Source organism: Empedobacter brevis (assembly GCF_965118635.1).
GTDB classification, from domain to species: Bacteria; Bacteroidota; Bacteroidia; order Flavobacteriales; family Weeksellaceae; genus Empedobacter; species Empedobacter brevis_A.
On record NZ_CBCPHV010000001.1, the window covers coordinates 354,103 to 375,924 of the forward strand.

The 21,822-nt window shown below is 26.8% G+C and carries 22 protein-coding genes; 18 read left to right on the forward strand and 4 right to left on the reverse strand.

Features of this window, described 5'->3' with window-relative positions; translation table 11 throughout:
- Positions 1-2: 2 nt before the first annotated feature.
- From ACMHJW_RS01635 to panB, 3 genes are all read right to left on the reverse strand, one after another.
- Positions 3-686 (reverse strand): RluA family pseudouridine synthase, encoded by a 684-nt coding sequence (locus ACMHJW_RS01635; protein WP_413531689.1) that lies wholly within the window; start codon positions 684-686, stop codon positions 3-5.
- A 57-nt stretch (positions 687-743) separates the two neighbouring features.
- The gene (locus tag ACMHJW_RS01640) at positions 744-1,103 is read right to left on the reverse strand and encodes a four helix bundle protein (RefSeq protein ID WP_413531690.1); all 360 of its coding nucleotides are present in this window, start codon (positions 1,101-1,103) and stop codon (positions 744-746) included.
- 127 nt (positions 1,104-1,230) lie between these two features.
- Positions 1,231-2,046, reverse strand: coding sequence for a 3-methyl-2-oxobutanoate hydroxymethyltransferase (gene panB, locus ACMHJW_RS01645; protein WP_413531691.1), 816 nt, complete (start codon positions 2,044-2,046; stop codon positions 1,231-1,233).
- A gap of 247 nt (positions 2,047-2,293) precedes the next feature.
- Between panB and ACMHJW_RS01650 the strand changes: the two genes are divergently transcribed.
- From ACMHJW_RS01650 to ACMHJW_RS01735, 18 genes are all read left to right on the forward strand, one after another.
- Complete coding sequence (locus ACMHJW_RS01650) at positions 2,294-3,460, forward strand: nucleotide sugar dehydrogenase (RefSeq protein ID WP_413531692.1); 1,167 nt, start codon at positions 2,294-2,296, stop codon at positions 3,458-3,460.
- Between the two features lie 16 nt (positions 3,461-3,476).
- A complete protein-coding gene (gene rfbB / locus ACMHJW_RS01655) occupies positions 3,477-4,523 on the forward strand; it encodes a dTDP-glucose 4,6-dehydratase (RefSeq protein ID WP_413531693.1) in 1,047 nt (348 codons plus the stop codon).
- A 51-nt stretch (positions 4,524-4,574) separates the two neighbouring features.
- Positions 4,575-5,420, forward strand: coding sequence for an ABC transporter permease (locus ACMHJW_RS01660; RefSeq protein WP_413531694.1), 846 nt, complete (start codon positions 4,575-4,577; stop codon positions 5,418-5,420).
- Positions 5,421-5,422: 2 nt separating this feature from the next.
- Positions 5,423-6,613 carry a polysaccharide ABC transporter ATP-binding protein gene (locus ACMHJW_RS01665; protein WP_413531695.1) on the forward strand — a complete coding sequence of 397 codons (1,191 nt, stop codon included), beginning with the start codon at positions 5,423-5,425 and terminating at the stop codon, positions 6,611-6,613.
- A gap of 1 nt (position 6,614) precedes the next feature.
- On the forward strand, positions 6,615-7,700 hold the full coding sequence (locus ACMHJW_RS01670) for a DegT/DnrJ/EryC1/StrS family aminotransferase (RefSeq protein ID WP_413531696.1): 1,086 nt from the start codon (positions 6,615-6,617) through the stop codon (positions 7,698-7,700).
- Positions 7,693-8,166, forward strand: coding sequence for a GNAT family N-acetyltransferase (locus ACMHJW_RS01675; protein WP_413531697.1), 474 nt, complete (start codon positions 7,693-7,695; stop codon positions 8,164-8,166). Before ACMHJW_RS01670 ends, ACMHJW_RS01675 begins: the two co-directional genes overlap by 8 nt.
- Positions 8,167-8,168: 2 nt before the next feature.
- Positions 8,169-9,083 (forward strand): 1-aminocyclopropane-1-carboxylate deaminase/D-cysteine desulfhydrase, encoded by a 915-nt coding sequence (locus ACMHJW_RS01680; protein ID WP_413531698.1) that lies wholly within the window; start codon positions 8,169-8,171, stop codon positions 9,081-9,083.
- A 1-nt stretch (position 9,084) separates the two neighbouring features.
- Positions 9,085-10,032 (forward strand): ATP-grasp domain-containing protein, encoded by a 948-nt coding sequence (locus ACMHJW_RS01685; protein WP_413531699.1) that lies wholly within the window; start codon positions 9,085-9,087, stop codon positions 10,030-10,032.
- Positions 10,029-10,970 carry a glycosyltransferase gene (locus tag ACMHJW_RS01690; RefSeq protein ID WP_413531700.1) on the forward strand — a complete coding sequence of 314 codons (942 nt, stop codon included), beginning with the start codon at positions 10,029-10,031 and terminating at the stop codon, positions 10,968-10,970. The genes ACMHJW_RS01685 and ACMHJW_RS01690 overlap by 4 nt, the downstream gene beginning before the upstream one ends.
- Positions 10,971-11,345: 375 nt before the next feature.
- Entirely contained in the window at positions 11,346-12,173 is an 828-nt protein-coding gene (locus tag ACMHJW_RS01695) for a glycosyltransferase family 2 protein (protein ID WP_413531701.1), read from the forward strand.
- Positions 12,174-12,396: 223 nt separating this feature from the next.
- Positions 12,397-13,284, forward strand: coding sequence for a glycosyltransferase (locus tag ACMHJW_RS01700; protein ID WP_413531702.1), 888 nt, complete (start codon positions 12,397-12,399; stop codon positions 13,282-13,284).
- Positions 13,284-14,405 (forward strand): glycosyltransferase family 4 protein, encoded by a 1,122-nt coding sequence (locus tag ACMHJW_RS01705; protein ID WP_413531703.1) that lies wholly within the window; start codon positions 13,284-13,286, stop codon positions 14,403-14,405. The genes ACMHJW_RS01700 and ACMHJW_RS01705 overlap by 1 nt, the downstream gene beginning before the upstream one ends.
- Positions 14,402-15,274, forward strand: coding sequence for a glycosyltransferase family A protein (locus ACMHJW_RS01710; protein ID WP_413531704.1), 873 nt, complete (start codon positions 14,402-14,404; stop codon positions 15,272-15,274). The genes ACMHJW_RS01705 and ACMHJW_RS01710 overlap by 4 nt, the downstream gene beginning before the upstream one ends.
- 576 nt (positions 15,275-15,850) lie before the next feature.
- On the forward strand, positions 15,851-17,218 hold the full coding sequence (locus ACMHJW_RS01715; protein ID WP_413531705.1) for a phosphoethanolamine transferase: 1,368 nt from the start codon (positions 15,851-15,853) through the stop codon (positions 17,216-17,218).
- An 8-nt stretch (positions 17,219-17,226) separates the two neighbouring features.
- Positions 17,227-18,018 (forward strand): glycosyltransferase family 32 protein, encoded by a 792-nt coding sequence (locus tag ACMHJW_RS01720; protein WP_413531706.1) that lies wholly within the window; start codon positions 17,227-17,229, stop codon positions 18,016-18,018.
- Entirely contained in the window at positions 18,015-18,686 is a 672-nt protein-coding gene (locus ACMHJW_RS01725; RefSeq protein ID WP_413531707.1) for an NAD-dependent epimerase/dehydratase family protein, read from the forward strand. The genes ACMHJW_RS01720 and ACMHJW_RS01725 overlap by 4 nt, the downstream gene beginning before the upstream one ends.
- Positions 18,679-19,605 (forward strand): glycosyltransferase, encoded by a 927-nt coding sequence (locus ACMHJW_RS01730; protein ID WP_413531708.1) that lies wholly within the window; start codon positions 18,679-18,681, stop codon positions 19,603-19,605. The genes ACMHJW_RS01725 and ACMHJW_RS01730 overlap by 8 nt, the downstream gene beginning before the upstream one ends.
- On the forward strand, positions 19,595-20,725 hold the full coding sequence (locus ACMHJW_RS01735) for a glycosyltransferase (RefSeq protein WP_413531709.1): 1,131 nt from the start codon (positions 19,595-19,597) through the stop codon (positions 20,723-20,725). The genes ACMHJW_RS01730 and ACMHJW_RS01735 overlap by 11 nt, the downstream gene beginning before the upstream one ends.
- Here ACMHJW_RS01735 and ACMHJW_RS01740 read toward each other — a convergent pair.
- Positions 20,713-21,723 carry a glycosyltransferase family 2 protein gene (locus ACMHJW_RS01740; RefSeq protein ID WP_413531710.1) on the reverse strand — a complete coding sequence of 337 codons (1,011 nt, stop codon included), beginning with the start codon at positions 21,721-21,723 and terminating at the stop codon, positions 20,713-20,715. The genes ACMHJW_RS01735 and ACMHJW_RS01740 overlap by 13 nt on opposite strands.
- Between the last annotated feature and the right edge of the window lie 99 nt (positions 21,724-21,822).

Consider the following 21,822-nt stretch of genomic DNA (forward strand, 5'->3'; position numbering starts at 1 on the left):
ATTTACGAATTAAATTTGTTCGTTGCTTGCCAAATTGCATCTTTCGGAACTGGAGCCACGATTGTCATTTCTTCTTTTTTAACAGGATGTTCAAAAGTAATCTTATGTGCATGTAAACAAATGCTTCCGTCAGGATTAGAGCGTTTTGCACCATATTTTAAATCGCCTTTAATAGGAGAACCAACGGCAGAAAGTTGTGCACGAATTTGGTGAGAACGACCTGTAAATAGTTTTACTTCTACACAATGAAATGTATCCAAAGCACCTAAATAAGTATATTCTAAAATAGCTTTTTTTGCATCGGCAGTTGGTTTTGAATAAACTGTTGTTTTATTATTTTTCGGATTTTTCTTTAAATAATGTTCTAAACGTTCAAAATCTTTTGGCGGTTTGCTTTGTACAATGGCACGATAAACTTTGTCAATATTTCTTTTTTGAAATATTTCATTCATTCGCGTCAAGGCTTTCGAAGTTTTAGCAAAAATTAATACGCCAGAAGTTGGACGATCTAAACGGTGAACCAATCCTAAGAATACATTTCCAGGTTTATTGTCACGTTTTTTTATATAGTCCTTTAGACTATCGATAAGTGGAATATCACCTGTTTCGTCTCCTTGAGCTAGTTCGCCAGCTTTTTTGTTGATAATTAATAAATGATTGTCTTCGAATAAAATTTCTGGATTCATGTTATTGAGAATAAGGTTAAGGCTTAGGGAAAGTCAACCTAATTAATTAGAGTTTATTTAATTTTTTAATGCTTTTTTGAGTTTATTAATCTCAAAAATTGTAGCATTTAATTCTTCAAGAAGAAGATTTATTGAATTTTCGTTAAAATATCCAACTTTCTGACCATAATACAAATGAGATTTTGTTTCGAAAGCAGAACCTTTTGCGATTTCATAATATTTAACTTTATCATTAATACTCGATTTGCCAAAACCTTCAGCAATATTTGCTGATATACTTTCTGAAGAACGTCTTATTTGTGATGTTAATCCATAATCTTCAGTTCGTGGTAAGTTTGAAGTTAATTCAAAAATTTGAACAGCAATATTCATAGCTTTTATCCAAATTGGCATTTCTGTGAAATCGTGATAAGGCATGAGTTAAGATTTAGATTAAGAAATAGACTGAGATAAAAAAAGTTTAGAATCAGGCTAAGATTGAGTTTTGTCTTTGTCTTTGTCTTTGTCTTTGTCTTTGTCTCAACCTTAACCTCAACCTTAACTTCTAATATTGTTCATTCATATTTGGAAAATCACCTGATTTTACATCAGCAACATATTGTCCAATTGCTTGATGAATTTGATCTTCTAAGTTTAAATATTTACGAACAAATTTTGGTTTGAATTCATTATTTAGTCCTAACATATCGTGTACAACTAAAACTTGACCATCACAACCAGAACCCGCTCCAATTCCTATTGTAGGAATATTAACAGAAGCTGTTACTTTTGTTGCTAAATCTGCAGGAATTTTTTCCATTACCAAAGAAAAACATCCTAATTCTTCTAATAATTTAGCATCATTGATTAATTTTTCTGCTTCCGTATCTTCTTTTGCACGAACTTTATATGAACCAAATTGATAAATAGATTGAGGAGTTAAACCTAAATGTCCCATTACAGGAATACCAGCATTTACAATTCTTCGGATAGATTCTTCAATTTCTTTTCCTCCTTCTAATTTTATTGCATGTGCACCAGATTCTTTCATGATTCGAACTGAAGATTCTAATGCTTTTTGTGGATCAGATTGATAAGTTCCGAAAGGTAAATCAACAACGACTAAAGCTCGTTTTGCACCACGAACTACACATTGCGCATGATAAATCATTTGGTCTAAAGTAATAGGTAAAGTCGTTTCGTGACCAGCCATTACATTTGCCGCAGAATCACCTACTAGAATCACTTCTGTTCCAGCTGCATCTACAAGAGAAGCAATGGTATAATCGTAAGCCGTTAACATCGAAATTTTTTCTCCAGTAAATTTCATGTTACGAACAGTTTCGGTAGTGATACGTTTGATTTCTTTATTTACAGACATTACGTTTTATATTTATAACTTTTGTAAAGTTAATTTGAATATTAAAGTAGAACTAATTTTGTTCCATTTTTTTCGAGAAGACATTCTATTTAGATTTATAATTGATTCGCTGAAAATGAAATAAAAGTTTTTTAATAAAATTTGATTTACTATTATTGTTTATTTACTCATTTTTAGTAAATTGATATTCTTATTGAGAGAATTTTATTAAATTTGTTCTCTTAAACTAATTTATAAACAACCATAAATGAAAATAGCAATAGTAGGAACAGGCTATGTAGGTCTGTCTAATGCCATTTTATTAGCTCAACATAATGAGGTAATTGCGTTAGATGTTGTTCCAGAAAAAATTGCACTACTCAATGCAAAGAAATCTCCTATAGAAGATGCTGAAATTGTAGATTTCTTGCAACATAAAGAACTTCATTTTCGTGCTACATTAAATAAGTCAGAAGCTTATGAAAATGCTGAATATGTTATTGTAGCAACGCCAACAGATTATGATCCAAAGACGAATTATTTCAATACGTCAAGCGTAGAATCTGTTATAAAGGATGTTAAAGAATATAATCCAACAGCAATAGTAATTATAAAATCGACAGTTCCGGTGGGTTTTGTTGAAGATTTAAAATCACGATTAGATTATCAGAATATTATTTTTTCTCCAGAATTTCTGAGAGAAGGAAAAGCATTGTATGATAATTTATATCCATCTAGAATTATTATTGGTGAACAAAGTGAAAGAGCTGAGATATTTGCTAATTTGTTGAAAGAAGGAGCAATTAAGAAAGATATTCCAACATTGTTTACACATTCAACAGAAGCAGAAGCTATCAAACTATTTTCGAATACTTATTTAGCCTTGCGCGTTGCTTATTTTAATGAGTTAGATAGCTATGCACAAACCTTCAATTTAGATAGTAAACAAATTATCGAAGGAGTTGGTTTAGATCCTCGTATTGGTTCGCATTACAATAATCCATCTTTTGGATATGGAGGTTATTGTTTACCAAAGGATACGAAGCAATTGTTAGCTAATTACGATGCAGTTCCAAACAATATTATTCAAGCAATTGTAGATGCAAATAGAACACGCAAAGATTTTATTGCAGATTCTATCATCGCCAAAAATCCAAAGAAAGTTGGGGTTTACCGCTTGATTATGAAATCTGGATCAGATAACTTTAGAGCATCAGCAATTCAAGGTGTGATGAAACGAATCAAGGCCAAAGGAATTGAAGTTGTCGTTTATGAACCAGTTTTGAAAGAAGATACTTTTTTTGGATCAACAGTTATAAAAGATTTTAAAGCTTTTAAACAAGAATGTGATGTGATTATTTCGAATCGAAATGCTCCTGAGTTAGCAGATGTTAAAGAGAAAGTTTACACACGCGATTTGTTTGGAAACGACTAATAAAAAGACCAATACTATGAAAACTATTTTAATTACAGGTGGAGCCGGGTTTATCGGTTCTCATGTTGTAAGAGAATTTGTACTGAAATATCCTGAAACAAAAATCATCAATCTTGATGCTTTGACATATGCAGGAAATTTAGAAAATCTAAAAGACATTGAAAATAATGCAAATTACGAATTCGTAAAAGCAGATATTACAGATGCAAAACATATTTTAGAGATTTTTGAACAATATCAACCAGATGGAGTTATTCATTTAGCTGCCGAATCTCATGTAGATCGATCTATTACAAATCCATTGGATTTTGTGATGACAAACGTAATAGGAACAGTAAACTTGCTGAATGCTGCAAAACATATTTGGAAAGATAATTTCGAAGGAAAACGTTTTCATCATGTTTCAACAGATGAAGTTTTTGGAGCTTTGGGCGATGAAGGCTTTTTTACAGAAGAAACTTCTTACGATCCACATTCACCTTATTCAGCATCAAAAGCTAGTTCAGATCATTTTGTAAGAGCGTATCATGATACTTATGGATTACCAATTGTAATGACGAATTGTTCGAACAATTATGGTCCAAATCATTTTCCAGAAAAATTAATTCCATTATGTATTCATAATATTTTGAATGGAAATCCACTTCCAATTTATGGAGATGGAAAATATACGCGCGATTGGTTGTTTGTAATCGATCATGCCAAAGCGATAGATTTAGTTTTCCATGAAGGTAAAAATGGAGCATCTTACAATGTAGGAGGTTTCAATGAATGGAAAAATATCGATTTGGTAAAAGAATTATGCAAACAAATGGATGAAAAATTGGGTAAGGAAGCTGGAACTTCAGCTCAATTAATCACGTTTGTAAAAGATCGACCAGGACACGATTTACGTTATGCAATTGATGCCACAAAAATCAATGAAGAATTGGGATGGAAACCAAGTGTGACGTTTGAGCAAGGTTTGAGCCAAACAATTGATTGGTTTTTAGAAAACCAAGAATGGCTAGACAATGTAACTTCTGGCGATTACCAAAATTATTACGATAAACAATATAATTAAAATAAGCTTAGGTTCTATTAGAGCCTAAGTATTTTACAACCTAAATTTATTATGAACTTAAAAACAGTTGTTTATACTTCAGATAAAAAAACACATTTTTTTAAAGAAATAAAAGATATTTTCAACGATATAAAAAATTCAAATTTCTTAGCCTATCAAATGGCAAAAAGGGATATTCAAGCTCAATATCGTCAATCTTTTTTAGGGTTAATATGGGCTTTTGTACCAATTATTATAAACTCTGTTGTGTGGATATTCTTAAATTCTTCAGGAGCAGTAAATATAAAATCTCCAGAAGGAATTCCATACAATTTATATGTGGTTATTGGAGCAACTATTTGGAGTGTTTTTGTTGAAAGTTTACAAAGTCCTATAAATTCAATTAATTCAGGAAAAGGTATTATTTCTAAAATTAATTTTCCTAAAGAAGCACTTTTAGTTAGTGGACTCTATAAACTAGGATTTAATTTAGCATTGAAAATTTTAGTCATTTTTGGATTTTTGCTATTATTTGATATTAGTCCATCATTATCTATTGTATATTTTCCTTTTTATCTTATAGTTATTACGATATTTTCAATGGCTATTGGTACTTTACTCACGCCTGTAGGACTTTTGTATACTGATATTGGAAGAATGATAACTATGGGAACTCAGTTTCTTATGTATGTAACACCAGTTGTTTATATGATACCAAAAGAAGGAGCTTTAAAGTTTATATTTGAAATAAATCCATTAACTTATTTAATTACAGACACTAGAAATTCTCTTACAGGAGCACCAGTTCAACATGTCTTATTTGCAATAATATTATTAATAATTAGTATTTTGGTCTTAAGTATTGGTCTAGTTGTTCTTAGAAAATCAATGAACATTTTAATTGAAAAAATATCTTAGAAATGGAAAAAGAAATACTTGTAAAAGTGGAAAATGTTTCTAAGAAATTTACCACGAAATTAAAAGATTCTTTAAAATATGGATTTACAGATATTTTTAAAAGTACGTTTGGATTTAAAGTTTCAACTGAACTTCGAAAAAATGAATTTTGGGCTGTACAAAATGTGAGTTTTGAGCTAAGAAGAGGAGAGTGTATTGGTTTGATAGGTCATAACGGAGCTGGAAAAAGTTCTTTATTGAAAGTTCTAAACGGTCTTTACGCTCCTGACAAAGGAACTATTGTAATGAAAGGAAAAGTTGGAGCTTTAATAGAATTAGGAGCAGGCTTCAATCCAATTCTTTCTGGAAGAGAAAATATATATAATAATGCTGCGATATTAGGTTTTACTAAGGAAGAAGTCAATAAAAAAATGCAATCTATAATAGATTTTGCTGAAATAGATGAATTCTTAGATATGCCAGTACAAAACTATTCCTCAGGAATGCGAGTAAGATTAGGCTTTGCTGTGGCAGCACACTTAGAACCTGATATTCTTATTGTCGATGAAGTATTAGCAGTAGGAGATTTAGGTTTTGTTTTAAAATGTTTTAAAAAAATTGATGAACTCTTACCAAATACAGCTGTTATTTTTGTTTCACATAGTATGCCAATGATTTCTAGAATTTGTAATCAAATTATTTTGATGGATCATGGAAAAGTAGAATATCAAGGAACAGTTATTTCTAAAGGAATTGAATTGTATTATAATAAATTCTCTAATAATGAATCTAATGTAGTTTTAGATGATAAATCTATTGAAATTATTTCTTGTAGTACTGATTTAGAAAATCAGACCTTAGATAGACATCAAGACTTTACGATAGATTTAGAAATAAGAATCTTGAATTCTAAAATAAAAGAAATTCCTAATGTTTATTTTGAAATTAAAGATAAAGATTTAAGACCTATTGCTGGTTTTTCTGCTCTAGGAAAAGATAGTTATAATCAATCAAGTATTCATTATAAAGTAAAAGTTAAGAATTCACTTCTTACATTAGGTAATTATGTGATTGATGTTGGTATTTCAGATTATAAGAATAACGAACCTTATTATCGTGCCAATAATTTAATTAGTTTTATAAGTAAAGGAGAGCGTCAAAAATGGGTTCCATTTGAATTAGAAACTGAAACACAAATCTTAGAAAAAAAATAATATGATTCTCGTAACCCAACCTTTTCTTCCTCCCAAAGAGGAATATGAAAAATATCTTTCTGGTATATGGTCTCGTAAATGGTTGACCAATATGGGACCTTTAGCAAGTCAATTGGAAATAGACTTAAAATCATATTTAGGCTTAAAACACTTGTTATATGTTACCAATGGTACAATAGCATTACAGATGGCAATCAAAGCATTGGACTTAAAAGGTGAAATTATTACAACTCCTTTTTCTTTTGTAGCTACAACAAGTACAATTGTTTGGGAAGGATGTAATCCTGTATTTGTAGATATTGATAAAGATTCTTTAAATATAGATCCGAAAAAAATTGAAGCAGCTATCACTGAAAAAACTTCAGCGATTTTAGCAACTCATGTTTATGGAAACCCTTGCGATGTAGAAGCTATTGATAGAATAGCAAAAAAACATAATTTAAAAGTAATTTATGATGCCGCTCATGCTTTTGGTGTAGAAGTGAATGGTAAATCTATTTTTGAATATGGTGATATTTCAACATGTTCTTTACATGCGACTAAATTATATCATACTATTGAAGGAGGATTAGTGTTTACCCAAAAAGCAGACTTACTAAAGAAATTAGCTCATATCAGAAACTTTGGTATCTCAGGATTTGATTCTTTTTCAGAATTAGGGTTGAATGGTAAAAATTCTGAATATCATGCAGCGATGGGTTTGGTTAATTTAAAGTATATTAATCAAATCATTTGGAAGAGAAGAGAATTAACAGCTCGTTATGATGAAAATCTAAAAAGCTTGAGAGCTTTTCGACCAAAATGGCATAATAATTCTGAAAACAACGCAGCTTATTACCCAATTGTTTTGGAATCTGAAGAACTTCTTATAAAAATTATAGAAAAATTAAAAACTTCCGAAATTGGTACAAGAAGATATTTTTATCCAAGTTTAGCGACGGCTTTACCATATACAAAGTCAATAAAAATGCCAATTACCGATGATATTTCTAAACGAGTTTTATGTTTACCAATGTATTATGATCTTAGTTTTGAAGAAGTAGATTTGATTTGTAGGTTAATATTAAGAATACAAAATAATGAGTAGTCCGAATATTGAATATCAATTAATAATTGGAGATTCTAATTATTTCGATACAATTTTCAATTTATTAAAGGATACAGATCAGGATTTTATTCCTTCTATAACAAGTAAATTTTTCTTAGAGGATATTACGAAAAAATATATTGATCGAGCTTGTCTATATATTGCTTATTTTGATTCTATTCCTGCAGGATTTGTTTCTTTTTATGTTAATGAATACCCAAATAATTCTTATTTAAGTTTAATTGCTGTAAAGTCTGAATTTAGAGGTTATGAAATAGGAAAGAATTTAGAATTAAATTGCATTGAATATTGTCGAAAAAAAAAATCAAAGGGTCTTAACGTAAATATGAGAAAAAGTAATGATCGTCTTTATAGATCTAGGATAAAATTAGGATATATTGTTACTAAAGAATATAAACTAGAATATTCAGATGAACTTATTGTTGATATGTATTTAGAATTTTAATAATGGTAACACATTTCGATTTTTCCCCAACACCTTTAACAAAAATTGAATCTTTATCTTCTCATTTTAATTGTAACTTTTATATGAAAAGAGACGATTTATTTGAATTTGGAGGAGGAGGAAGTAAAGCAAGAATGCTTCAATACATACTTTTCAAAGCAAAGATTGAAAATTATAATTATATTCTTACGGCTGGAGGACCGTATTCAAATTTCAATAGATCTTTAGCTTTGTTGTGTAAGAAATATAATTTCAAAATGAGATTAGTATTATTTGATAAAAATCTACATATTCAAAAAGATTCTCTAAATAAAAGAATTTTAGAATTATGCAATGTTGAGATTGTTCATTGTCAGTCATATGAAGTTGAACGCCGTATTGAAATTGAGAAAAAAAGTATTATAGAAAAAGGGTTTAAACCATTTTATATTTGGGGAGGTGGTAAATCAAATGAAGGAGTTGAAGCATATAAAGATTGTTTTTTAGAAGTTTTAAAATCTGTTTCACCTGATTATATTTTCACGGCCTTGGGTACTGGTACAACCTTTAGTGGATTATTATGTGGTAAATTTAAAACTAAATCAAATACAAAAATAGTAGGTGTTTCAGTTGCAAGAGAAAAAAAAGTTTGTGAATCGGTAATAAGTGAAATCTTAGAAGAATTTGATTCTTCAATTTTTTTAGAAAATAGTTCTTTCGATATTATTGATGACTATCTATTTGGTGGATATGGTTATGTTTCTGAAGAATTAGAAAATTTTATAAATGAATTTATAAGAAGTGAGGGAATAATCCTAGATAATATATATGTAGGTAAAGCTTTGTTTGGAACTGTTGAATATTTGACAAACCTAAAAGAAAACTATAATAATAAAACTATAGTATTTCTAAATACAGGAGGAATTTATAATTTTTGATATGGAATTTAAAGTTTTAGTGACAGCAATAGGGTCTTTTTCAGCACAGGCAGTGGTAGATTCTTTAAAAAGAAATGAAGTTGTAAAGGCTATATATGGTTGTGATATTTTTCCAGCACAATGGCATCATGTTTCTAAAGAATTTGACGATGTTTTTTTGGCACCATATGTTTTTAATGAAAAAGAATATTTTGATTTTATAAATAGAATTATCAAATCAAAAGAACTAGATATAATAATTCCTTTAACAGATATTGAAGTTGATTTTTTTAATAAGTATAGAAGTGATTTTTCTAATATTTTAGTTTGTATTGCAGATGATAATTTCTTAGGTTTTGCAAGAAATAAATTCAAGCTAACAAAATTCTTAGAAATGAATAATTTTAACTTTCCTAAAAGTTATTCTATAGATTTTATCAAAGAAGCTAACTATCCATTAATAGCCAAACCTAAAAATGGAAGAAGTTCTGAGGGGGTTTTTTACCTGAATTCGATTGATGATTTGAATAAAGATTATGACTATTCAAATTATATATTTCAACAATTTATAGAAGGAACAATATGTACCATTGATGTATTAAGAAATAAGTTTTCGGATGAAATTGCAATTATATCAAGAAAAGAGCTTCTTCGTACTAAAAATGGAGCTGGAATGACAGTTGAAATGTTCTATGATGAATATCTAATCTCTGAAGTTATTAAGATATCTCAATTATTAGATGGACATGGTGTGTACAATATGGAATTTATAAAAAGAGGTAATCAATATTATTTGATAGATGTTAATCCACGTTTTTCAGCAGGTATAGGTTTCACAATATTAACAGGATATGATATTGTAAAAAACATGGTAAATGTATTTATGGAAAAACCGATAGATAAAGTTTTAGGGTATAAAAATATGATACTTCAAAAGCATATGGTTGAGGTTATTAATGAAGTTTTATGAATAATGTGAATAAAATAACAGTTTCTATATGTTGTATTACATATAATCATGAACTTTTTATAGAGCAATGTATCGAAGGTTTTTTGATACAGAAATGTAATTTTAATTTTGAAGTTTTAATTCATGATGACGCTTCTACTGATAGTACTCAAAAAATTATAAAAGAATATCAAAAAAAATATCCAGAAATAATTAAACCTATTTTTCAAACTGAAAACCAATATTCCAAAGATGTAGGCGGAATAAACGCTAGATATAATTTTTCCCGAGCTAAAGGAAAATACATTGCCTTATGTGAAGGTGATGACTATTGGACAGATCCGTTAAAACTACAAAGACAGGTAGATTTTTTAGAGGAAAATGAAGAGTATGTAATCCATAGTGCAAAAGCACAAGTTTTGAAAAATGGAAATTTAGAAGAAACTATAGGGAATCCTCTCAATAAAAGTACTTATGATATTACAGACTTTTACACGAAAAATAATTTAATAACATGTACGATTCTCTTTAAAAATATTATTCCAAAATTTAGAGAAATAAATATTAAAGGTCTTCTTTTTGGTGATTGGATGCTTTATCTTCAACTTTTAGATACTCAGAAAGATGCTAAAGCCTATGTAAGTAATGATGTTGTTTCTATATATCGAATACATTCTGGAGGTGTAACTCAATCAATTAAAAAGAAATTTGATAACTGTAAGACACATTTTAAACAAATAATAAGAATAAATGAGTATTATAATCCTAAATATTCGTTGGGTGATATTGAACAAATTAATGATTATGCTATTTTCATAGCAAAACAATATATTGGAAAACGACAGTTTTTTGATTTTATCAAAACAATTTACCAAAATTATAAATTAACAGGTGAGAGTACATACATTAAAAAATATCTGTTTTTAATAAGATATTATAAACAGATAAATATTAATTAATAGAAATTGTAAATTATAATAATTAATTGATGGTATTTATGAGTAATTTTGAGCCAATCAGTATATAATTATAAAATAGGAATAAAGGAAATAACTTTTAATACTTTTGCAATATTTCGTTATAATTCAAGTTAGCTAAATAAAAAAAATAAAACTTTCTAATTCTTATTCAATCAATATACAATTATTGTTTTACGATGCTTTATCGATAACATTTATTTAGATATGAATGTATTAACATGAAATTTAGTATATTTGCTCTTACTTAAACGCTATGTTACTATATAACAAAATTTACCTTAATGTTCTAGTAATAGATTTTTACATATTGATTGTATCTAATAGTTTAAGAATAAAACAAAATAAATAATTGTAATGAATACCAATAATAGTTTGATTTCAGTTATTGTCCCTTGCTACAATCAAGCGCAATATATGGACGAATGTTTACAATCTGTTTTAGACCAAACTTATCAAAATTGGGAATGTATTATTGTAAATGATGGTTCGCCAGATAATACAGAAGATATAGCATTAAAATGGACAAATAAAGATAAACGTTTCATTTACTTGAAAAAAGAAAACGGAGGTTTATCATCTGCACGTAATGCTGGAATCGAAATATCAAAAGGTGAATGGATATTACCACTTGATAGCGATGATAAGATTGGAAACAAATATTTAGAATTAGCGGCGGAACAATTTGGTGAAAATTATACGATTATTTATTGTCAAGCAGAATTTTTTGGAGATAAAAAAGGGAAATGGCAATTGCCAGAATATCAGTATGATAAAATTTTAATAGATAATTTAATTTTTTGTTCTGCATTTTATAAAAAATCCTCTTGGAAAAAAGTAAATGGTTATGATATTAATATGGTCTATGGATTCGAAGATTGGGAATTTTGGTTATCAATTATTGAAGAGGATAGTAATGTCTATCGAATAAATGAAGTCTTATTTTATTATCGAAAAAAGAATGTTTCTATGGTTACAGAATTATATTTAGATATTAATAAAAAAAAGTATTCAGATAGTTATATTTACAAAAAGCATTTACCAAAGTATTTGATATCGAATGATAATCCGATTGAAAATTATAAAAAAAATATAGAAAATTTAAATGCATTAAATCAACAAAACTATATTTTAAATAAAAATATACTAACACGATTATTATTTAAAGTAATAAAAATATTTTAATGTATCATGGGAATGAAAGTGCGCATTATTATAATTTTTGATTAGGGTTAAAAACCTCTTCAGTTATGTGATTTTTCTTATTTAATTCTAATTAGTAAATACTAGTAACATATAAAATTTGAAAGAAAAAGAAGCAAACTATGTAAATAAACAGATTTCTTAAGGTAGATATTCAAAGCATTTTATATTTATTCCCTAATAGTTTTTTCAAAAAATGACTAAGATGAAAAAAATATCCATTATAGTGCTTTCTTATCAACATGAGAAATATATTTCTCAGAACTTGGAAAGTATTTTTATGCAAAAAATAAACTTTCCTGTTGAGCTAATCATTTGCGATGATGCGTCTAAGGATGGTACAGATGCTATTATTAAAAAATGTATATTAAAAGCACCAGAAGGTTTTACAATAAAATATACTCGTCATAAAAGTAATAAAGGAGCCACTCCAAATTTTTACTATGCTTTACAACAGGTTACAGGAGACTTTCTTTCGTTATGTGAAGGAGATGATTATTGGACAGATCAATATAAATTAGAAACTCAATACAATTTTCTAATTAGTCATCCAGAATATGCAATGTGTTTTCATCAAACTATAAATATTTCTTCTATTCCAGAATTGAATGGTAGTCTTTTCTCAATAGTCGAAGACAGAGATTATAGTGCTTTTGAAATTTATAAACATTGGCAAGTGCATACTACAGGGGTTATGATGAAAACTGAAGTATTAAAAGGAAAAGTTCTTAATGAGATGCTTAAGCATCAAGATTTATTATATTTTGATACCATACTATATATGTCTGCCTCGAATTACGGAAAAATAAAAGGTATTCCTCAATTGATGAGTGCTTATCGCAGACATGACATAGGAATTTCTCATGGAATAAATTATAAACGAGACTTAAAACATAATGAGTTAGATGAAATTATTGGAGAGTTGTTTGATATTGATATAAAACATCTCAGTGATTGGTTGATTTTTTCTAGAAGTAGAATAGCTTTTTTTAAATTATTAAAATTAAGGAATTTTTCTTTGGCTTTTAATCATCTAAAATGGATGATTAAGAAAAAAAGAAATCTTAAAATATATCTAAAATCACAATTGTAATGAAAATAGCTTTTTATAGTAATACTCCTTTAACTGATAAAAAAAATTGGTCAGGTACAATTTATAAAATGTATGAGCAATTTCTAAGGTTAGGTTTTGAAGTGATTTGGATAAAAAAAATAGAATTCACGGCAAAGGAGCAAAAAAAATTTACTCTTTTAGAAAAAGTTTATAATAAAATATTCAATAGGGGATATAATAAGCATCTGTTTTATCTAAAAGCAAAGATTGCAGCAAAGAAATTACAAAATCAACTTGAAAAAATTGATTATGATTTGTTTTTCGTCCCTACTTATGTAAATGATACAGTATTCTTGAAAATAAAAAAGCCAATTGTTTATTTGAATGATGCAAATATAGGACAGTTATTAAATTATTATCCATATTATTCTGGATTTGGAATACTTTCTAAAATAGAAACTAAGTATCTAGAAAAAAAAGCTTTAAAAAATTATTCGAAAATTATCTATTCATCTGATTGGGCTGCAGATTATGCTCTTAAAAATTATGGTATAGATAAAAACAAAGTAGAAGTTATTAAGTTCGGTGCAAATTTAGAAGTTCCTAAAAACTGGACTTTTAATAAAGAATTTTCAAATAAAATAATTTTTTTATTTCTAGCTGTCGATTGGGAAAGGAAAAGAGGAGAACTAGCTTATAAAAGTTTAAAGATTCTCAAAGATAAAGGATATAATGTTGAATTATTAATATTGGGTTGTAATCCAGATATTGAAGAAGATTGGGTAAAAATTATTCCCTTTCTAAATAAAAATGAACCTAGCGAATTGAAACAAATTCAAGAATATTTATTAAGTTCTCATTTTTTGTTTGTTCCAACAAAGGCAGATTGTACTCCAATTGCTTTTTGTGAAGCAGCGGGTTATGGATTACCTATTATAACGACTAATACAGGAGGCGTGTCAGCTCATGTTGAAAATAATAAAACTGGAATATTGTTATCCGACAATGCTTCTGAATTAGATTATGCTCACAAAATAGAAAAATTATTTACTCATGATAAAATTAAAGAAATATCAATACAATCAAGGATGAAATATGAAAATGAATTGAATTGGGATACTTGGGGAAATAACTTTTTAAAGTTGATCAAAGGTCTATGATTACTATTTTTACTCCAACTTATAATAGAGCTTATATTTTAACAAATTTGTTTAAATCTTTAAAAGATCAAACTTGTCATGATTTCCAATGGCTTATTATTGACGACGGTAGTACAGATAATACAAAAGAATTAGTTGATTATTTTATAACAACATCAGATTTTAAAATAAAATATCTTTATCAAGAAAATCAGGGAAAACATATTGCTATTAATACAGCTCTGGAAAATATAGAAACTGATTTTTTTGTTACCGTAGATAGTGATGATATTATGCTTTCATATGGAATAGAAATAATAATGCATAACTTACATTATATAAATGAGAAACAAAAAATAATTTGTCTAGCTTTCCCTCGTAAGAAAAAAAATAGTGAAGATTTTCAAGTAAATAAGAAATTACCATTTACTAATATTATTTCAACACCATATGAAATTTTAAATAACTATGGTGTGTTTGGAGAATTTTCGTTCGTTTTCTTGCATCGAATTCATCATGAATTTAAATATCCTTATTTTGAAAATGAAAAATTTATTAAAGAATCTGTCGTTTATAATAGGATATTCAAAAAATATAAATTAATGTATTTTAATACAGCAATTGTCGAATCTGAATATTTAACTGATGGTTTAACAAGTCATTTTAGAAAATTACTTTATAATAACCCAAAAGGAGCATCTCTATCACATATAGAAAAAGCCAATACGAAAAGTTATAGTATAGATTTCAGATTAAAAGAATCCCAAATGTATTGGGATTTTGAAAGCGTTTATAATAAATCTTTTTTTAATAAACTTTCTAAAATAAAGAGTATTCGATTAAAGATTTTAATTATAAAAAATATGTTTGCGAGATATTTTATTAAATAAATTTAAAAAAAAATAAACCTGTTGTGATATAATTTTATATTTTCACTGTTAAATGTAATCTTTTATTAATGATTTAAATATATATGTAAAAAATTATAATAATAAAATACAAGATTAAAAAATAAAACCTCTACCTACCTAATGAGAAATCTACTAATTAACTATTGGTATATGATTGTGAATACAATTTTATACCTTTTCTACTACTTCAAATTCGACCTTTATACACAACTAATAATCTAATTTTATCAAAGACATTATTTAATGTCTTTGATAAAATTATGTAATTAATTCAATCAATTTACAGCTGTTTTTTATTTATAAAAAACAATAACCTCTACCTACCTAATGAAAAACCTATTATCCAACTATTGGAGTATAATAGCAGTTATACTTCTATATTGTATTAGCTATTTTATAGCATATCCACACGTGCCACGTGCATTTATTTATTTTTATTCCTTATTGGATACGTTTATAGATATTTTTGAAAAATTATTCGTAATCGTAATTCTTTTAATTTTCACAGGTATTTTATTCAAAAATAACTATTTAAAAATTATAAGCTTTATGCTTATGTTTATAATTACAATTAATTTTGTATTATCGCTCTACATTCGATTAATCTTTAAAAAAGATTTTGATACAGGATTAGCCTTAAGTTTTGTAGGAACAAATAGCAATGAAGTTCTAGGCCTATTAAAAGAACCAACTATTTATCCCTTCATTTTTATAGCAATACTTTTTTTTGGACTATTAATTAAAGCAGTAAAAAAGATTTCAACAATAAATTTTTCAAGAAATAATTACATTCTTTTTTCCATAAGTTTTTTAGTTATTATAATTTATCATTTTGTAGGATATAAAACAGTATATTATGAAAGAAATATAGAAAAATTCAGAGATGATAAAAGAAAGTACTTTAGTAACTTATATCCAATTTATTATTTAAATGAATTTATAGTTTCAAAAATATTTGTTGAAGACTTAAAGGAAATAAAAAGTACAAAAGTCGATTTTTCAAAAAGAAAATATATAGAAAATGATCTTGAAACATTGGTTTTAGTTATTGGAGAATCTGCCAGAAAAGAGAATATGAGTTTGTATGGATATAAAAGAAATACAACTCCAAATGAAGATAAAGAAAGAGAAAATATGCTTATTTATGAAAATGCGGTATCACCTGGTCCATTGACTTTGATTAGTATTCCTATGATCTTGTCTAATGCAATGCCAGATGATTATTCTTTTTCATCTCCAAAGTATGCAGATAATGTTTTAACATTAGCAAATTATCTTAAATTTGATACATATTGGATCACAACTCAAAAGTTTCCAGGTCAAGAAGTAAGTTTAATTTCAATTTTTGAAAATTATGCAAAGAATATAAAACGAGTTGATGGCGTTTATGACGAGCTAATTCTTCCTGCTTTCTACAAAAGCTTAGAGAATAAGAAGAAAAAATTAATAATATTACATATTAATGGAAGTCATATGACATATTGTGATAAATATCCATCGACAGAAGCTTATTTTGAAGGAAATCCTAATAATATAGATTGTTATGATAATTCAATTCGATATACTGATAAAGTATTAGGGAAGGTATTTGATAAGCTAAGAAATTCAAAAGCTGCAGTAGTCTATGTTTCTGATCATGGGACTTCATTTTTTAATAATAAGATGTCTTTTTCAAACACTAAAGATCAAACGAAAATTCCTATGTACATTTGGTATTCAAATGCTTTGAATCATGAGAAGGATAAATTTAAGACCGGAAAAATAAATGAATTAACCCAATCAACAATTATTTATGAAATTATTTCTAATTTATTAGGTGTTGATAATCATGATTTATTAAATGATAAATACACAGATAATTTAAGATTTGTAAATTCAGATTTGAGCGTGACTAATTATGATGATTTAAAAGATAAATTATAAAAAGAAAAATGATACCCAAAATAATCCATTATTGTTGGTTTGGGAACAACCCAAAACCAAAAATTGTAGAAGATTGTATCTTAAGTTGGAAAAAATATTTACCAGATTATGATATAATAGAATGGAATGAAAATAATTTTGATGTATTTCAAAATGAATTTGTTAAAACAGCTTATGACAATAAAAAATGGGCATTTGTTTCAGATTTTGCAAGAGCTAAAGCCTTATATGAAAACGGGGGGTTTTATCTTGATACAGATATGGAAGTGAAAAATACATTGAATGATTTTCTTCACCATAGAGCTGTTTGCGGTTTTGAAATAAAAGGAATTCCATATTCAGCTTTTTGGGGAGTTGAAAAAGAGCATGTTTTAGCAAAAAAAATAATGGAATATTATACAACTTCTGAATATAAAGAAGAACCTAATACAGCTATTTTTTCAAGAATGTTAGTGAAAGATTTTGGAGCTGATGCAGACAGAGATGAGTATCAAGAATTAAAAGAAGGAATTGCACTATATCCATCAACTTATTTTTCTTTAGATTTACCTATAAATTATGTAACTCATCATTTTTCTGGCTCATGGCATGACAGTTGGACATATGAGAGAAACACTTATAAAGAAATGGTTAATATGTATGGTTTGTTAAACCGATTACTTGAAGATAAATATTCTAAAGAGAAAATAAAAAACGTGGTTTATAATCACCAAATAATAGGAATTAACGAAGTTTTAGATAAAATTCCAACGCGTTACATATTTAACTATCTTGTAAATAAAATTCTGAAAAGAAAATGATAATAGGTAAAGGTTTAATAGCTTCATTATTTACAGAAGTAAATTCTGATGAGGTTGTACTTTTTGCTTCTGGGGTTTCTAATTCTTCTGAAACTAGAGAAGAAGAGTTTCTTCGTGAACAAAATTTGGTAGAAAAAACTTTAACGGAAAATGTTGGTAAATTATTTGTTTATTTCAGCACATGTTCTATTTACGATTCATCTAAATACAATTCACCATATGTGCTTCATAAACTTCATATCGAAGAAATTATAAAACAAAAAGCTAAAAATTATCTTATTCTTCGCGTAAGTAATGCTGTAGGAAAAGGAGGGAATCCTAATTTGTTAATGAATTATTTGCATCATCAAATTATTGATAATAAAGAATTAATAGTACATAAGAATGCAACTAGAAACTTGATAGATGTTGAAGATGTAAAGAATATTACGCTGAAATATATTGCTTCAAAAGATTGGAATAAAATCATCAATGTAGCATACACAGAGAATTTTAATATCCCAGAAATTATAGAAGCTTTTGAACAAACTCTAAATAAAAAAACTAAGAAAAATATTCAAAATAAAGGAGAACATTATTCAATTGATACTCATGAGTTAGATTATGAGTTTATGTTAAAAAATAAGAAGGAATACTTGAAAAATTTAATTGATAAATATTATGAATAATAAATTAGCAATTGTAATTCCTTATTATAAATTAACATATCTTGAAGAAACACTGATTTCATTAAAGAATCAAACAGATCAAAGATTTAATTTATATATAGGTGATGATTGTAGCCCTGAAAATCCATCTGAATTAATTGAAAAATATTCAGACATTATAAAAATATATAAAAGATTTGATACAAATATAGGAGGTATGTATCTTACTAAGCAATGGGAAAGATGTATTGATAATCTTGTTGAAGATGAAGAATGGATAATGTTATTATGTGATGATGATTTATTGGATGTAAATATTGTTGAAGAATTTTATAATCTAATATCTAATAGACCATCATTGAATGAAAATGTTATAAAATATGCTACTCGTATTGTAAATGAAGATGGGTCTAAAATTTTAAGTGAAAATATAAATAATAATTTAGAAAATTCGATCCATTATTTAGTAAAAAAAATATTAAACCAAAAAAGAAGTACACTGAGTGAACATGTATTTAAAAATGAAGTGTATAAGATAAAAAAATTTAAAGAATTTGAATTAGCTTTTGGTTCTGATGATGTTGCATGGGTAGATTTTACATCTGGAGGTAATTTTTATTGTATTAATAATGCCTTTGTTAATTACAGGAAGTCAATATTATCAATTAGTAATAATCAAGATAATAAAATTAAGAAAATTAAGAAAAGGAAAATGAATGGTATAATAGATTCATATACTTATATTTTAAAAAAATATTCAAGAAATATTGATATGTATCAGAGATTAGTAATCTCAAAAAAAATATACCATTATAATAGAGCATTGAATTCAAAAAAATATCAAAACCAATTACGTTTTATTGTTTTTTTAAGTAGAATAATTGGAATGAAAGAAACATTGAAAATTATAATGAATAATAAATTCTATTATGAAAAATGATCAAAAAAGAATAGCAATATTAACATATGGAAAGGATAAGCCTTTAGGAAATTTTTCTAAAGGATATATAGAGGATCTTCCGTATAAAAAAATAGTATTGTTTGGTGGGATTGTACCTTTTCTAGTTTTAGGAACTCCTAAGTGGAAGCAAAAGTTAATTAGATATACAATTACTTTATATGCATTTAATAATCAGCGTAAAATAGATAAATTAATTGAGAAAAGATTAGATTATTTATTAAGAAAATATAAAATAGATTGTGGTTTAGCAGAGTTTTTAAATACTGGAGCTTCTGTATTTGAAATTTTTAAAAAAAATAATATACCTCTTGTCTCTAATGTTTTAGGTTATGAAATTAATGATGATCGTTTTTTTAAGAAGTTTAAAAATAAATACGAAAAATTGAGTTCTTATCAAAGTTTTACAGTTCCTGTAGCAAAAGATATGATACCTAAATTAATCAATTTAGGTTTTAAAGAAGATTCTATTGTATACTCTCCTATAGGTCCTTCGAATGTTTTTTTAGATATTATACCAAATTATAAAAGCAATCAATTTGTATTTATTGGGAGAATGACAGAAACTAAATCACCTTTGAATCTTATTCGTGCATTTAAAATTGTTGTAGATCAATTTAAAGATGCAAAATTAATTATGGCTGGAGATGGAGAATTGATGAAAGAAGTGAAAGAATTAATTGAAAAATTAGATTTATATGATAATGTTAAATTACCTGGATGGATTACAAAAGAACAGCAACTATATTATTACAAAGAATCATTCTGTTATGTGCAACATTCAGTTGTAAGCTCTACAGGAGATAAAGAAGGTACTCCTGTATCAATATTAGAAGCATCTGGAGCAGGTTTACCAGTTGTTTCTACTTACCACGCAGGTATACCAGATGTTATATTTAATAATGAATCAGGCTTTTTAGTTCAAGAAAATGATATAGTAGGAATGGGAAATTACATGTTAAAATTATATAAAGATAGAAATTTAGCTAGAAAATTTGGAGAAACAGGTAAAACGATAGTAACCAATGAGTTTTCTTTAAAAAAACATTTATTTATTGTGGAATCTTTAATTAATAAAGCAATCAATAATCAACCTTCGTAGCGCTTTTTAAAAATTATAAAACCAATATTTGTAGGTAGATTTAGTAATAAATTTTCCTTTTTTTGTTGTTTTGAAAAATCAGATGAAAAATAATCAAATAAAGTAAGAGATGGTGCTTTTTTTAAACGAGTATAATTTTTTTTCCAATATTCTACATCGCTTTTCATTGATTTATATTGCATTTGTAAGGTTAATTTTTTAAAAATAACAAGTTTTTTACGAATTAATTGTTTCTTCTTTTTATTAGCTTCTTTATATGACTTTGTAAACCATTCAATAATAGTTTGATGATTTTCAAAATTAATTTTCTTTTTATTAAAAATCGTTGAAGCAGAATTCATAAAATAAATATAGGTTATATCTTTTATAAAACTAATTGAATCTAAATTCTCTGCACAATGAAATGCCCAAAGTTCATCTTGAGAATAAAGCCCTTTTATAAATCTTAAGTTGTTATCATTAATAAAACTTCTTAAATATAATTTATTAGGCCCAATAACAGGATAAACACCATTTACAAAAGCAAAGAATATATTATCATTACCCTTAATAAGATTTTTACTACTACTTATTTTGAACATTTGTTTTTTTTCCCCAGTATCTTCAAATTCACAAATAGATTCTCCTACGGTTATTTGACAATTATATTTTTCAGAGTTGAGAACTAATTTTTCAATACAATCATTAGTTATATAATCATCACTGTCTAACATGTAAATATATTTACCTGTAGACTCATCAATTCCTTTGTTTCTTACTACAGATAAACCTTGGTTAGCTTCTAAATGAAAAAGTTGAATATTTAAAGTAGAATTCTCTTTTACAAACTGTTCGATAATTTCAACACTATTATCTGGTGTACAATCATTGACTAAAATAATCTCTAAATTTTTATAAGTTTGATTTTTGACAGATTCCAAACATCTAATAATGTAGTTCTCACATTTGTAAACAGGTATGTTAATACTAACAAGAGGAGAATTAATGTTCACATGCATAAGTTTAAGTAATTGGTAATTTAAGAACAAATTTAACTATTTTTGATAAATAATATCAGTGAAAATTTCCAACTTAGTATATTTGTACAATAAACCTAT